This is a genomic window from Variovorax sp. YR634, assembly GCF_900106655.1.
Lineage (GTDB): Bacteria > Pseudomonadota > Gammaproteobacteria > Burkholderiales > Burkholderiaceae_C > Variovorax.
In genome coordinates, this window is record NZ_FNOL01000003.1 from 437,545 (window position 1) to 452,104 (window position 14,560).

16 protein-coding genes are annotated in these 14,560 nt (G+C 64.4%); 12 read left to right on the forward strand and 4 right to left on the reverse strand.

The genetic code is table 11. The features are described 5' to 3' along the window. The first annotated feature begins 8 nt into the window (after positions 1-8). Positions 9-305, forward strand: a complete 297-nt coding sequence (locus tag BLV60_RS08910; RefSeq protein WP_093053094.1) for a hypothetical protein — start codon at positions 9-11, stop codon at positions 303-305. On the opposite strand, the gene BLV60_RS08915 is transcribed toward BLV60_RS08910, so the two are convergent. Further along, positions 268-1,995 (reverse strand): thiamine pyrophosphate-binding protein, encoded by a 1,728-nt coding sequence (locus BLV60_RS08915; protein ID WP_093053097.1) that lies wholly within the window; start codon positions 1,993-1,995, stop codon positions 268-270. The genes BLV60_RS08910 and BLV60_RS08915 overlap by 38 nt on opposite strands. 94 nt (positions 1,996-2,089) lie before the next feature. Here BLV60_RS08915 and BLV60_RS08920 point away from each other — a divergent pair, with 94 nt between their 5' ends. The 11 genes from BLV60_RS08920 to BLV60_RS08970 all read left to right on the forward strand — a co-directional run bounded on the left by BLV60_RS08920 (position 2,090) and on the right by BLV60_RS08970 (position 12,747). After that, on the forward strand, positions 2,090-2,755 hold the full coding sequence (locus tag BLV60_RS08920) for a TetR/AcrR family transcriptional regulator (protein ID WP_093053100.1): 666 nt from the start codon (positions 2,090-2,092) through the stop codon (positions 2,753-2,755). Positions 2,756-2,900: 145 nt separating this feature from the next. Further along, complete coding sequence (locus BLV60_RS08925; RefSeq protein ID WP_093053103.1) at positions 2,901-3,893, forward strand: tripartite tricarboxylate transporter substrate binding protein; 993 nt, start codon at positions 2,901-2,903, stop codon at positions 3,891-3,893. A gap of 30 nt (positions 3,894-3,923) precedes the next feature. Further along, a complete protein-coding gene (locus BLV60_RS08930; RefSeq protein ID WP_093053105.1) occupies positions 3,924-4,697 on the forward strand; it encodes an ABC transporter permease in 774 nt (257 codons plus the stop codon). A gap of 52 nt (positions 4,698-4,749) precedes the next feature. After that, entirely contained in the window at positions 4,750-5,751 is a 1,002-nt protein-coding gene (locus BLV60_RS08935) for an ABC transporter substrate-binding protein (RefSeq protein ID WP_093053108.1), read from the forward strand. A 156-nt stretch (positions 5,752-5,907) separates the two neighbouring features. Further along, positions 5,908-6,687 carry an ABC transporter ATP-binding protein gene (locus BLV60_RS08940; RefSeq protein WP_093053111.1) on the forward strand — a complete coding sequence of 260 codons (780 nt, stop codon included), beginning with the start codon at positions 5,908-5,910 and terminating at the stop codon, positions 6,685-6,687. Positions 6,688-6,698: 11 nt separating this feature from the next. Then, a complete protein-coding gene (locus BLV60_RS08945; protein WP_093053114.1) occupies positions 6,699-8,129 on the forward strand; it encodes an enolase C-terminal domain-like protein in 1,431 nt (476 codons plus the stop codon). A gap of 49 nt (positions 8,130-8,178) precedes the next feature. Next, entirely contained in the window at positions 8,179-9,342 is a 1,164-nt protein-coding gene (locus tag BLV60_RS08950) for a Gfo/Idh/MocA family protein (RefSeq protein WP_093053117.1), read from the forward strand. A gap of 11 nt (positions 9,343-9,353) precedes the next feature. Beyond that, positions 9,354-10,541, forward strand: a complete 1,188-nt coding sequence (locus BLV60_RS08955) for a dihydrodipicolinate synthase family protein (RefSeq protein ID WP_093053120.1) — start codon at positions 9,354-9,356, stop codon at positions 10,539-10,541. Positions 10,542-10,549: 8 nt separating this feature from the next. Further along, complete coding sequence (locus BLV60_RS08960; RefSeq protein WP_093053123.1) at positions 10,550-11,428, forward strand: sugar phosphate isomerase/epimerase family protein; 879 nt, start codon at positions 10,550-10,552, stop codon at positions 11,426-11,428. Between the two features lie 418 nt (positions 11,429-11,846). Next, complete coding sequence (locus BLV60_RS08965) at positions 11,847-12,344, forward strand: hypothetical protein (protein WP_093053126.1); 498 nt, start codon at positions 11,847-11,849, stop codon at positions 12,342-12,344. A gap of 79 nt (positions 12,345-12,423) precedes the next feature. Next, a complete protein-coding gene (locus BLV60_RS08970) occupies positions 12,424-12,747 on the forward strand; it encodes a hypothetical protein (protein ID WP_143042571.1) in 324 nt (107 codons plus the stop codon). A gap of 159 nt (positions 12,748-12,906) precedes the next feature. Here the strand turns inward: BLV60_RS08970 and BLV60_RS34010 are convergent, their stop codons facing one another. From BLV60_RS34010 to BLV60_RS08980, 3 genes are all read right to left on the reverse strand, one after another. After that, positions 12,907-13,254, reverse strand: a complete 348-nt coding sequence (locus tag BLV60_RS34010) for a hypothetical protein (protein WP_143042572.1) — start codon at positions 13,252-13,254, stop codon at positions 12,907-12,909. Positions 13,255-13,315: 61 nt separating this feature from the next. Further along, the gene (locus BLV60_RS34015) at positions 13,316-13,846 is read right to left on the reverse strand and encodes a hypothetical protein (protein WP_143042573.1); all 531 of its coding nucleotides are present in this window, start codon (positions 13,844-13,846) and stop codon (positions 13,316-13,318) included. A gap of 117 nt (positions 13,847-13,963) precedes the next feature. Further along, positions 13,964-14,389 (reverse strand): Imm6 family immunity protein, encoded by a 426-nt coding sequence (locus tag BLV60_RS08980; protein ID WP_093053135.1) that lies wholly within the window; start codon positions 14,387-14,389, stop codon positions 13,964-13,966. Between the last annotated feature and the right edge of the window lie 171 nt (positions 14,390-14,560).

Genomic DNA, 14,560 nt, shown 5'->3' on the forward strand with positions numbered 1-14,560 from the left:
GAACATCCATGAAAGCCCAAGACGTACTGCCCGACGGCTCAGACTTCACCGTCGTGAACGGCCGCACATTGCGCAAGGGATCGGTCGGCGCCTTCCTCGCCAACGTTCGCATCCTCGAAGACGCAGGCACATCGGCCGCCGACAGGCACGCCGCCGAGCAAGACCTGGTCTCCCTGATCCCCGCCCTCGACGCGCTCGGCCTGTTCGACGTGTTCGAGCTGCGCTCGCCGTCCTTGCGCGACGAAGTGGCCCGACATCGCTCGGCGCTCAGCCCTGCGCCTGCTGCTGCTTCGCCGAACGCGTGATCGACGCCAGCGTGCCGCGCGTGGTGATCACTTCAGGGTCGAGCGGGATCTCGATCAGCGTGCCCGTATCGGCCGCCAGCGCACGCAGCAGCGCGGCCTCGAACTGCGCCGTTTCCGTCACGCGCTCGGCCGCATAGCCATACGCACGCGCGAGGCCGCAGAAGTCGGGGTTGCGCAGCGCGGTGCCGCTCGTGCGTTCGGGGTACTCGCGCTCCTGGTGCATGCGGATGGTGCCGAACATGCCGTTGTTGAGCAGCACGACGATGCTCTTGCCGCCATGCTGCGCAGCCGTCGCCAGCTCCTGCCCGGTCATCAGAAAATCGCCATCGCCCGCGATGGTGAAGGCCACGCGCCCCGTCGCAAGATTGGCCGCGATGCCGGCCGGCACGCCATAGCCCATCGCTCCGCTGGTCGGCGCCAGCTGCGTCTTCGCGCCCTTCGCGAGCCCGTGATAGCGAAAGTAGCGATGCACCCAGCTTGCGAAGTTGCCCGCGCCGTTGGTAATGGCCGCGTCCGCCGGCAAGTGCTTCTGCAGCAGCGCGACGACCTCCGCCATGTCGACCGGCCCGCGCGGCGTCTCGGCGGGCATGCCGGCCAGCGCCTGCGGCACAAGGTTGGCCTCGTAGTCGGCATGGGCCTGCAGCGTCCACTCTTCCCACGGCAGCGTCGGCGGCGCGCTCAGCACCTCCAGGCTGCGCGCGGCTGCGCTCATGCCGGCGTTGATGGCCAGGTCGGCCTGGTACACGCGGTTGAGCTCCTCGGCGCTCGCATGGATGTGCACCAGCGTCTGCTTCGCCTTGGGCGCTTCGAGCAGCGTGTAGCCGCCGGTCGTCATCTCGCCCAGGCGCGGACCGATGGCAAGGATCAGGTCGGCGTCTTTCACGCGCTGCGCGAGCTTCGGGTTGATCGCGATGCCGACATCGCCCGCATACAGCGGATGGTGGTTGTCGAAAGTGTCCTGAAAGCGGAAGGCGTTCGCCACCGGCAGCCGCCAGTTCTCCGCAAAACGCTGCAGCGCCTGCGCGGCCTGCGTCGTCCAGCCGCCGCCGCCGGCAATCACCAGCGGGCGCTGCGACTTCAGCAGCAGTTCGCGCAAGGTGCGCAGCGCGCCCGGGTCGCTCCAGGGCTCGACCGCTTCCACGCGCGCCAGCGGCCGAGCCGTCGTCTCGCTGCGCAGCATGTCCTCCGGCAGCACAAGCACCACCGGCCCCGGCCGTCCGTTCATCGCGGTGGCGAAGGCGCGCGCGATGTACTCGGGAATGCGGTTCGCATCGTCGATGCGCTCCACGCGCTTGGCAAAGCCCTTGGTGCTCGGCCCGAAGAAGCTGCCGTAGTCGACCTCCTGGAAAGCCTCGCGGTCGCGGAAGTCACTGCCGACGTCGCCGACGAACAGCACCATCGGCGTCGAATCCTGGAAGGCGTTGTGCACGCCGATCGATGCGTTCGTCGCGCCGGGCCCGCGGGTGACGAAGCACACGCCCGGCCGCCCCGTGAGCTTGCCGTGCGCCTCGGCCATGAAGGCCGCGCCCCCCTCCTGCCGGTTGACGATGAAGCGCGTGCGATCGCGGTACGCATGAAAGCCGTCGAGCACCGCCAGGAAGCTTTCGCCAGGCACGCCGAACGCCATTTCCATGCCCTGTTCGACCAGGCACTCCACGATCAGGTGGCCCGCGGGTTGTGATGTACTCATGAGAAGTAGAACCTCAGCTGCAAATGTCTTCGGCAATTATGTGCGCCCGCTCCAGACGCCTTGCGTTAATTCCCCAATTGGTTAAATTCGCGCCATGAAGGCCTCCAAGGACCCCTCACCCGACGCCGCCGAAGTGATCGAACCCCGTTCGCGCGACGCCGACCGCTCGCAGCTCGCCATCCTCGCGTCGGCGCGCGACGAGTTCTCCGCGCGCGGCCTCGCCGGCGCGCGCATGGACAGCATCGCCGAGCGCGCGGGCCTCAACAAGCGCCTCATCTACTACTACTTCGGCAGCAAGGACGACCTGTTCCTCGCGGTGCTGGAGCGCACCTACGCCGACATCCGCGAGGCCGAGCAGCGCCTGCACCTCGACGAGATCGAGCCGGTCGAGGCCATCCGCCAGCTGGTTTCGTTCACCTGGCACTACTACCTCGAGCACCCCGAGTTCATCACGCTGCTCAACAGCGAGAACCTGCATTGCGCGGCGCACCTCAAGCGCTCCGAGCGCATCCAGGAGATGAACTCGCCGCTGGTACAGCTGCTCGACACCGTGCTGGAGCGCGGCCGGCGCGACAACCTGTTCCGCGCCGGCGTGGACCCTGTGCAGCTCTATATCTCCATCGCGTCGCTCTGCTACTTCTACCTCTCGAACAACCACACGCTCTCGGCCATCTTCGGCCGTGATCTGCGCGCGCCCAAGGCAATGGCGCAACGCCTCTCGCACATGACTGATCTCGTGCTGGGCTACGTCCTGCACTGAGCTTCATCAGCGCGTCTTCGCACTCTCCGGGTATCTACTAGGCAGCGGCCGTTGACGCTGCGGCGCAGCCGTTCCTACAATCGATAATTCACTCATTGGTGAATTGATCGGTTCAAGAAAGCGGCCCGACCGCGCGGAGACATCCATGAAGCTCTTTGCCAGCACTGCACGCACCACCGTCGTTGCCTCGCTGACCTGCATCGCTGCACTGCTACCGGGCCTGGCCGCCGCGCAGAACGGCTACCCCAGCAAGCCCATCCGCGTGATCGTTCCCTTCGCGGCCGGCAGCACCACCGACATCATTGCCCGCGCCATCACCGACAAGATGAGCGCCAGCATGGGCCAGACGCTGGTGGTCGACAACCGCGGCGGCGCCAGCGGCACCATCGGCCAGCAGGCGGTGGCCACGGCCGCGCCCGACGGCTACACGGTGATGATCCATTCGTCGTCGCACACGGTCAGCCCTTCGACCTTCGCCAAGCTGCCGTTCGACACGGTGCACGATTTCGCGGGCGTCACGCCGATCTCGTCGCTGCCCAATGCGCTGGTGATCTCGCCCAGCAAGAACATCAAGACGCTGCCCCAGCTGCTGGCCGCCGCGCGCGCCAAGCCCGGCAGCATGAACTTCGCTTCCGCCGGTCAGGGCAGCGCCACGCACCTGAACGCCGAGAAGTTCAAGATGGCCGCCAAGATCGACGCTACCAACATTCCCTTCAAGGGATCGGGCGAGGCCGTGACCGAAGTGCTTTCGGGCCGCGTCGACTACTACTTCTCGCCCATTGCTCCGGTCATCGGCCAGATCAAGGAAGGCCAGTTGCTGGCGTTGGCCGTCGGCTCACCCAAGCGCGCCGCCGCCCTGCCCGACGTGCCCACCACCACCGAGGCCGGCGTGCCGGGCTCCGAGTTCAACTTCTGGATCGGAATGATGGCGCCCGCCAAGACGCCGCGCGACGTCGTCGAGCGCCTGCACGCCGAGGTAGCCAAGGCGCTGGCCACGCCCGAGGTGAAGGAGCGCTTCGCCAAGCTCGGCGCCGACGCCTGGACGCTCAAGCCCGAGCAGTTCGACGCCTACATCAAGGAAGAGATCGCGAGCAACGCGCAGCTCGTGAAGGCAGCCGGGCTCTCGGTCCAACAGTAAGCAAGCCCCCTGAAAGCCCCGGCCCTCGCCATGTTCCGCAAGCTCCTGCTCTCTCCGGCCCTGCGCCCTTTCATCCTCATCTTGCTGCTGCTGGTGCTGTGGGACCTGGCGATCCGCCTCTTCAAGATTCCGGCCTACCTGATTCCCCCGCCGTGGGAGGTCGTGAAGCAGCTCGTCGCCGAGTGGCCGCGCCTGCTCGCCGAAAGCTGGAAGACCACGCTCGCCACGCTGGGCGGCTTCGGCCTGACGATCCTGATCGGCATTCCGATTGCGATGGTCATTGCCTACTCGCGCGTCGTCGAGTCGTACGTTTATCCACTGCTGGTGTTCTCGCAGAGCATCCCGAAGGTCGCCATCGCGCCGCTGTTCGTGGTGTGGTTCGGCTTCGGCATCTTCCCGAAGGTGATCAGCGCCTTCCTGCTGGGTTTCTTCCCTGTGGTGGTGTCCACGGTGATGGGCTTCAAGTCGGTCGAGCCCGACATGCTCGACCTCTCGCGCTCGATGGGTGCGAGCCGCCTGCAGACCTTTCTCAAGATCAGCCTGCCGCAGGCGCTGCCTTCGATCTTCAGCGGCCTGAAGGTGTCGGTCACGCTGGCCGTGGTGGGCGCGGTGGTCGGTGAATTCGTCGGCTCCAACTCGGGCATCGGCTACGTGCTGCAGGTTGCCAACGGCAACTTCGACCTGCCGCTGATGTTCGCCGCGCTGGTGGTTCTCTCGAGCATCGGCGTCATTCTTTTCGTCGCGGTCGACCTGGTCGAGCGCGTGATGATTCCCTGGCACGCCTCGCAGCGCCACGCGAACTGAGTTTTCCGTTTCAAGTTCCTTCGCAAAGCCAACAACTCCCGGAGACAAGACCATGAAGAAACTGCTTCCCTCTCTGCTCGCTGCAGCAGCGCTCGCCACCTTCGCCATCGCTCCTGCGCAGGCCCAGGGCGACAAGCCCAAGGACAAGGTCACGCTGATGCTCAACTGGTACCTGTACAGCGAGCACGCGCCCTTCTTCCTCGGCAAGGAAAAGGGCTTCTACGCCGAGGAAGGCATCGACCTCGACATCCAGGAAGGCCGCGGCTCCGCCGTCACCGCGCAGGCGGTGGCCGCCAAGTCGGCAACCTTCGGCTACATCGACGTCACGACCATGATCAAGGCCGCCGCCAAGGGCGCGCCGCTGAAGTCGACCGGCGTGCTGTTCCAGGTGAGCCCGATGTCGGTGATGGGCTTCACCGAGAAGAACATCAAGACGCCGAAGGACATCATCGGCAAGACGGTGGCCGTCACGCCGGGCGACTCGATGTCGCAGATGTGGCCGCTGTTCCTCAAGGTCAACAACATCACGGCCGACCAGGTGAAGATCGTCTCGGGTGACGGCCAGACCAAGCTCAATGCCGTGACCAACGGCCAGGCCGACCTGCTGCTGGGCTACGTGATGGACCAGGCCATCAAGCTGCAGGACGCCACCGGCAAGCCGGTGACGCCGATCCGCTTCGCCGACTCCGGCGTGAACCAGATCAGCTCCGGGATCATCACCAACAAGAACCTGCTGACCGAGAACCCCGACCTGGTGAAGCGCTTCATGCGCGCCTCCACCAAGGCCGCCGAAGCTGCCGAGAAGAGCCCCGAGGCCGCGGTCGACGCAATGCTCAAGGCCAACCCCAAGGCCGGCGTGCGCGACACCTTGATCGTCGGCATGAAGCAGAGCGTGGCGCTCTATCACACGAAAGAAACGGCCAACCAGCGCCCGTACCGCGTGGCGATGAAGAACGTGAGCGACTCACTCGACCTGCTGGTGCAGTACGGCGGCATGGATGCGTCCACACGCGGCAAGCCCGAAGACTACGTGACCCTCGACTTCCTGCCGTAAGCAGGCTCGCCCCCAGGCTCCGCGCACTTCGTGTCGCTTCTCCTTCCCCCTACCGGGGGCAACACCTGCGGCCCGGCAAAGCCGGTTCCGCGGTGTTCCCCGAAAAGACCTCAGCACCCCGCCGCCTCGTCCGCTTCCGTCCTTTAACTACTCTCCATGTCCACTGATGTCCTGATCGAAGCGCGCGGCGTCTCGAAGATCTACCAAAGCAAGGACGGCCCGGTCGAGTCGCTGAAGCCGCTCGACTTCGCCATCAAGGAAGGCGAGTTCGTCTCCGTCGTCGGCCCCTCGGGCTGCGGCAAGAGCACGCTGCTGAAGATGGTGGCGGGCCTGCTGCCCATCAGCGGCGGCAGCCTCACGCTGGCCGGCAAGCCGATCAAGGGTCCGCAGAAGGATGTGGGCATCGTGTTCCAGAGCGCGGTGCTGCTGCCCTGGCGCAGCGTGGAAGACAACATCCTGCTACAGGCCGAGATGCGCCATCTGCCCAAGGCCGCCTCGAAGGACCGCGCGCGTCAGCTCATGGAAATGGCCGGCCTGAAGGGCTTCGAGGGCAAATACCCCTGGCAGCTCTCGGGCGGGATGCAGCAACGCGCGTCGATCTGCCGTGCGCTGCTGCATGACCCGTCGGTGCTGCTGATGGACGAGCCCTTCGGCGCGCTCGACGCGATGACGCGCGAGAAGATGAACCTGGAGCTGCAGCGCATCTGGATGGCGTCGAAGAAGACGGTGATGCTCATCACGCACAGCATTCCGGAAGCCATCTTCCTGTCGGACCGCGTGATCGTGATGAGCGAGCGGCCCGGCTCCATCGCCGCGGTGTACGACATCGAACTGCCGCGCCCGCGCACGCTCGACATGATGGCCTCGGCCGAGTTCGGCGCATACACGAAGCTGGTGCGCGCGCATTTCTTCTCGCAGGGCATCCTGGACCACTGAAAGCGCCAGCCATGGAAGCCATCCGTTTTCACGTCGAGGAGATCCGCTTTGCCGAGCGCAACGTCACGCTGCGGCTGCCGTTCCGCTTCGGCGCGGCCACCGTCACCGCCTGCCCGCAGGTCTACGTGAAGGCCCGCATCCGCTTTTCGGACGGCCGCACGGCCGAGGGCTGCGCCGCCGAGATGATGGTGCCCAAGTGGTTCGACAAGAACCCCGCGCTCACCAATGAACAGAACTTCGAGCAACTACGTTTCGCCTTGCGCGACGCGCGCGAGGCCTACACGGCCGAGCCCGACGCACAGACCGCCTGGACGCACTTCGCGTCGAACTACGCCGCGCTGCAGGCGCGCGCCAGGGCCAAGGGCCTGCAGCCGCTCGTGGCCAGCTACGGCCCGGCGCTGATCGACCGCGCCCTGCTCGACGCACTATGCCTGCACAGTGGCGTGAGCTTCGCCGCTGCGATGAGCGCCAACCTGAGCGGCATCGACGTCGCAGGCAGCGGCCTGGCGGACGACCTCGCAGGCTTCGACATGCCCGGCTTCCTGTCTAGGCAATCGCCGCGCACGCGCATCGCGGCGCGCCACACGGTGGGCCTCGCCGATGCCATCGATGACAGCGACGCCGTGCCCGACGCCCCCACCGACGGCCTGCCCACGACGCTCGCAGCGGCCGTGCGCCGCTACGGTCTCACGCACTTCAAGCTCAAACTGTGCGGCAACACCGCGCAAGACATCGATCGACTCCAACGCATCGCCCACGTGATAGACGGCCACGCGCAACTCGTGACGCTCGACGGCAACGAGCAATACGCCGATGCGGACGACTTCGGCGTCTTCCTCGACCGCATGCTGTCCACGCCCGTGCTGTGGAAGCTCGCGCAGAAGACGGTCTTCGTCGAACAGCCGATCCGCCGCGATGCAGCCCTGCAGCGCGACGTGTCCGCGCTCGGCAAGCGCATTCCGCTGCTCATCGACGAATCCGACGCCATGCTCGATGCCTTCGTGCAGGCCCGCGCGCTTGGCTACACCGGCGTATCGAGCAAGAGCTGCAAGGGTTTCTACAAGTCGGTCATCAACGCAGCGCGCTGCGCGCATTGGAACGCCTCCGAGGAAAAGCCGCGCTACTTCCTCTCCGGCGAAGACCTCACCATGCAGGCCGGCATCGGCGTGCAGCAAGACCTGGCGCTGGTCTCCTGGCTCGGCCTCTCGCACGTGGAGCGCAACGGCCACCACTACGTCAACGGCCTTGCCGCGGCTCCCGAAGCTGAACAGCAGGCACTGCTGCGCGCCCACCCGGGCTTGTACGAACAAAGCGACGGCGCCGTGCGCCTCGCCATCCGCGACGGGCAGCTCGATCTGTCCTCGCTCGCCACCGCGCCCGGCTTTGCCACCGGCAAACCCGGCGCCGGCATCTCGTGGGACGCCATGCGTTCCGTCTACTGAAGCCCCCGCTTCGATCTGCAATCTCTCTCGCATCTCAAGGAAGAAAACGATGGCCACCCAACGTCTCGGAATCATCATGCACGGCGTCACCGGGCGCATGGGCATGAACCAGCACCTGATCCGCTCGATCTGCGCCATCCGCGCGCAAGGCGGCGTCACGCTGTCGAGTGGCGACAAGGTCATGCCCGACCCCATCCTCATCGGCCGCAACGCCGAGAAGATGGAAGCGCTGGCCAAGGCGCACAACATCGCACGCTGGGGCACCGACCTCGACAAGGCCCTGGAGAACAAGGACGACACCATCTTCTTCGACGCCGGCACCACGCAGATGCGCCCTACGCTGCTGGCCAAAGCCATCCGCGCCGGCAAGCACGTGTATTGCGAGAAGCCGATTGCCACCAACCTGAACGAAGCGGTGGAGATCGCGCGCCTCGCCGAAGGCTCGGGCCTGAAGCACGGCGCCGTGCAGGACAAGCTCTTCCTGCCCGGCCTGCGCAAGCTCGACATGCTGCGCCGCGCCGGCTTCTTCGGCCGCATGCTCAGCGTGCGCCTGGAGTTCGGCTACTGGGTGTTCGAGGGCGACCTGCAGCCCATCCAGCGCCCGAGCTGGAACTACCGCAAGGAAGACGGCGGCGGCATGATCCTGGACATGATGTGCCACTGGCGCTACGTGCTGGACAACCTGTTCGGCGAAGTGAAGTCGGTGTCGTGCATTGGCGCCACCCACATCCCCAAGCGCTGGGACGAAGCCGGCAAGCCGTATGAAGCCACCGCCGACGACGCGGCCTACGCCACCTGCGAGCTCACCGGCCACAACGGCGAACCCGTCATCGCGCAGATCAACATGAGCTGGGTCACGCGCGTGCGCCGCGACGATCTTGTGACCTTCCACGTCGACGGCACCGATGGCTCGGCCGTGGCGGGCCTGTCGAGTTGCCGTGCCCAGTCGCGCGTGGCCACGCCGCGCCCGGTGTGGAACCCCGACGAGAAGCAGATGATGAATTTCTTCGACCAGTGGCAGGAGATTCCAGACTCGCAGGTCTACGACAACGGCTTCAAGATCCAGTGGGAGCACTTCATTCGCCACGTGGTCGAGAACGAGCCGTACAAGTGGACGCTGCCCGAAGGCGCCAAAGGCGTGCAACTGGTCGAGGCGGCGCTCGAATCGTGGAAAGACCGTCGCTGGGTCGATGTGCCGGCGCTGAAGGTCTGAGGTCCCTCGCCATGGCTCTTTCGCTGAACCTCCCTACCGCCGGCGGCACGCTCGCGCCCTACGCGCTGCGCGGCACCGCACCGGTGAAGCCCGATGCGGGCATCAAGTTCAACCGCATCGCCTACTCGGCCGCGCACGTGGTGGCCGATCCGCTGGCGGCCATCGATCCGTGGCTGCAATGCGCAGTCGACTGGGACACCACCATCGCCTACCGCCGCCACCTGTTCTCGCTGGGCCTGGGCGTGGCCGAGGCCATGGACACCGCGCAGCGCGGCATGGGCCTGGACTGGCCGACCTCGCTCGAACTGATCCGCCGGTCTCTCGATGCAGCCAAGGACGTGCCGGGCGCACTGGTTGCGTCAGGCTGCGGCACCGACCACCTGAACATCGACGACGTGAAGATCGTCGACGACGTCATCCGCGGCTACGAAGAGCAGATGGCCGCCATCGAGGCGCTCGGCGGCAAGCTGATCGTGATGGCCAGCCGCGCGCTGGCCCGCGTGGCCAAGAGCCCGGCCGACTACGAGCGCGTGTACGACCGCATCCTGAGCCAGGCGAAGCAGCCGGTAGTGCTGCATTGGCTGGGCGACATGTTCGACCCGGCGCTGGCGGGCTACTGGGGCACGAAGGATGTCGATGCGGCGATGGACACGGCGCTGGGCATCATCACGGCCCATCCGGACAAGGTCGACGGCATCAAGATCTCGCTACTCGACAAGGACAAGGAAATTGCGATGCGCCGGCGCCTGCCGCCGGGCGTGCGCATGTACACGGGCGACGACTTCAACTACGCCGAGCTGATTGCCGGTGACGGCTTCGGCAGCGAGCCGACGCATGGCAAGAGCGATGCGCTGCTGGGCATCTTCGACGCCATCGCCCCCGCCGCGAGCGCCGCCCTCGGTGCGCTTGCGCAGGGCAACACCGAGAAGTTCCACGCGATCCTCGGCCCGACGGTGCCGCTGTCGCGCCACATCTTCGCGGCGCCCACACGCTTCTACAAGACCGGCGTGGTGTTCATGGCGTGGCTCAACGGCCACCAGAAGCACTTCACGATGGTCGGTGGTCAGCAAAGCACACGCTCGTTGCAGCACTTTGCCGAGCTGTTCCGGCTGGCCGATGCGGCCAACCTGCTGGAGCAGCCGGAGCTGGCGATTCAGCGCATGAAGACGCTGCTGGCTTTGCACGGCGTGGAAGGCTGATTCGGACCATGCGCGATTTCTCTCAGAACCACGACTGGCTGTCGATCAACACCGCCACGGTGCGCAAGCAGTGCGGCGCGGAGGTTTCGCTCGACCGCATCATCGACCAGTGCGCCGAGCGCGGCATCCGCGCGATCAGCCCCTGGCGCGACCAGGTGGCGGCTGTCGGACTCGACAAGGTGGCGAAACAACTGAAGGCGCACGGCATCGGCCTCTCGGGCTACTGCCGCGGCGGTTTCTTCCCCGCGCCCGATGCGGCCGGCCTGAAGGCCGCGCTCGACGACAACCGCCGCGCCATCGACGAAGCAAAAACGCTCGATGCGCCCTGTCTCGTGCTGGTGGTCGGCGCCCTGCCCGGCACGCTCGAAGGCAAGGTCGCCTACAAGGACATCGGCCGCGCGCGCGGCGAGGTGCGCGACGGCATCGCCGCATCGCTCGAATACGCTCGCGAAGTCGGCATGCCGCTCGCCATCGAACCCCTGCACCCGATGCAGGCGGCCGACCGCGCGTGCATCAACACGCTGGAACACGCACTCGACCTCTGCGACGAACTCGACGCAGGCAAGAGCGGCATGCTCGGCGTGGCCCTCGACATCTATCACGTGTGGTGGGACCCGAAGCTGCAGCAGCAGATTGCCCGCGCCGGTCGTGAGCGTCTGCTGGCGTACCACGTGTGCGACTGGCTCACGCCTACGCGCGATCTGCTGAGTGATCGCGGGATGATGGGTGATGGTGTGGTCGAGCTGAAGAAGATCCGTGGGTGGGTCGAGGACGCGGGGTTCTCCGGTTTCAGCGAGGTCGAGATCTTTTCGAACCTTGACTGGTGGCAGCGGCCCGGCGCGGAAACGCTGGACGTCTGCATCGAGCGGCACAAGCAGGCTGTCTAGAGCTGTTCATTGTTCAGGGCGCGGGCACGGACCACCGGGCATTCCCCCTCCACAAATGCCCCGCAGCCTGCGGGCTCCATATTTATTTCGCTGCAGGGAGCACCCGATGGCCTGCGCACAATGAGCGCAGCTGTGACGCTGGCAGCTTGACCGCTGCTGCGGATCGCAGATGAGCATGCGGGAGCGCACCACTGAGCTTTTGTGTGAGACGAGCAGCGGACAAGCAGAAGTTCGAAGGGCTGATCCTGGCCGCGGTCGAAATTGGAGTGACTGCGTTCAATGTTCGATTCAGACTGGGTGCTGACCTGCGATAGCGCTGGTCGGAGGGGTACTATCGGCCATGACCGGTCATTCACCACTGGTGCAGAATCCGGACAAGAGCAGACTTTGATTCCAGCGGTTGGAGGAGCATGCAAACATGAACGAATCGAGCTTCGCGACCGCAGCTTTGTATTTCCGGGTTGGCATGGAAGCTAGCATTTTGACGGACGCTCAAGCGCGTGATTGGGCGCTAAAGATTGTTGATGCGTGCGACACCCCACCCGTGGAAATAGTTGAAGTCTTGGCCAGCAGAGGCTCCTCTCATTTGCATCAGTGCTTGAAAAATGTTGCCGGCGACGGAAATCTGGAGCTCGCCGGGCGATGGCTCCTCTGGGACCTGAGTTGCGAGTTGGCCGCAAGCACTGTGCCTGAAGCTCAAGGTACCGTCGCGCGGCGGGCCTTCCATGTCGCCCAGTCCACCGCACTAGACGAAGACATTCAGTTCACCTTCAATCGATTAGAAGACACCATCAATTTGTTCGAGATGGGCTACGGCGGTAGCCCCGATGAGGGTCGGCGTGAGCTCAGTGATGTACTTAAGCAGTTTGCGGTGCGCCCAGAACTTTTTCCCCATACAAGTGGTAGGTCCGCTTAGGAGCGAATTGAACTTCGGCTTTGGGCCCGCCCACGACGGCAGCGCCACCGGCTACAGTCGGCCAGAAACAGACGTTCAAATGACTCTCACCGTTAACGAAATTCTTGAACGCTTCCCGACCTTCGATGGCAGGCTGACAGAAGTCGTAGGACTACTGGCATGGAGATTCGAGAGTCAATCTCTTGAGCACGCGGTCTGGGCCGAGCGGAGCGAACGCTCAAAGCTTTGGCTTGAGGTCGACGAGGAGACGCCCGCGCTGGACGCTGAATTGCTGACTCGCTGGGAAGGAAAGAGGGTCATCGTCACCGGCGTTCTACGTGGGCCTGACCCGAAATTTGGTGGGTGCGGACACTTTTCATTGTGGCCGGCAGAACTGCTAGTGCGGTCGATTCGGCGGGAGTAGCTTGACGCCAAGAAGTCAGCATCTCGCAAAGATGCTGCCGCCTGAATGACTGCTATCGGGATACGCCTATGTCTGCAACGGGCCCGTTGCAGTCCTTCGCAAGGTCGGCCTTATCGACGCAAAGCGGACGGCCGATGCGCGTTGTTTGCGGGGTCTACCTTAGACGGCCGGTGAAGCAAACATGACCCGAAGAGGTATCCCGTGCTCGTGAGCCGCATCAACGACCTCGGTCGGCACGTCTAGGTTTGCCCAGTTGCGCGGCGTATAGATATTGATACCGAGTTCCAGCGCTGCGTATTTCCCCGACAGCGTCTCTCGGATCCAAGCCAGAGCATCGCTGATGTCGCCGACTGTGCACTCGACGCGGTGATAGACCATTCGCGGCTCTCTCACTCCGACACCGCCGGTGAATCGAGGGAAGCGCTTAGAGAATAAGCCAAAGACATCTTCGTGAATGCCGCGCACGACGAACGAATAGGAAACTGCATCGGGATCAGATTTGCTCATGTCTGTAGGCTAGCCTATCCGAAGCAGACCAAGTCAAGCGACAGCTTGTGGCCGACAGCCGCTATGCCTTACGGAACAGCAACATGTCAGGGGCGTTTGGTTGCGTCAATCGGTTCAGCATAAGCCCGCCACTTTTTGGCATCGACAAACGCCACCAGGCGCCGTTCGGTTCCGCATAGAACGTTACGTCGCCCTCATCCAGTGCTTGTCCAAGATACGGCGACGGAAATCTCGCAGGTACTTCGTAGACGCCCAGCTTGCTCATGTGGCACCTGACCAACCATACAACCCGGTAGTGCTCGCTGATGCTGGACTCTTCGGTACTTGGCAGGGGATATGGCCCAGCCAGTTTTCTCCTGTGTTCGATTGCCCAGGGTGGGGGTTCACCCGACTCAATAAATGCATACAGCCCCCGCCATGACTCAGGTTCCGGCCAGGTCTCTCGGTAGCGGTGGCGCTCTTCTTCCTTCAAGGCCAGAAAGAAAATTCTCCATTGACCCCAGTACGCCTCACCCCAGCCCATGCGCCACCCGACGCTACCCCATGGGATGTCAGGATGCTTGATCCACAGCGGTGACATCGCGACTGTCATGTTTCTGTGATTGGCGAGTTGGGGTGGAAGGTAGACCGAGGCGGTGAAGGTCGGCTACTGGCCGAATTTTGCCGGACATGCCGAATGGCTGTTGTTGCCTGTGATACCGCTCCGAACCTAGCGAAGCTTTGCCCCTGCGATCCTGGCTCGGCTTTCATCGGACAGCATCGGCGCGATATTCATCAGTGCGTGCCACTCGCCCTCACCGAAATTCTCGACGCTCTCGGATGGTGACATGTTCATCTCACGGCACGCCTGTAGAGCTATCAGGCCAATCACCAGAAAAGCGGCGGTCATCGCGCGGCCCGCATCGCTGTTGGCCTCATATAGGGTCGACCGGAAGGGCAAGTTCGCCTCGCCATCGATGTATTCGCAAAGCAGACGAGGGTCAACGTCGCGCCCCTTCACCCATTCCCAAGAGAGTTTTAACCCCTGCGCCAAAAGCACTCTGTCTTCGCCTGTCAGGTCGCTAGCGTCAAGGAGACGGTCTGCGATCAAAAGTCCAAGAGCCAGATTGTTTGGAAGGGTGAAATCGCAATCCATGGATTAATTCTTCTACGAACCCAGATTGAACGTCGGCTCTGGGGCGCATTGTCCCAACATGTCGAATAGCCGCTTCTGGCCGAAGCCGACCGGTCGACGGTAATCAATGTGCAGCGTCGGAACGGGCACGCGGCGCGCTGCAGGCAGCACAGTAGTTCGCGGCGGGAGTTC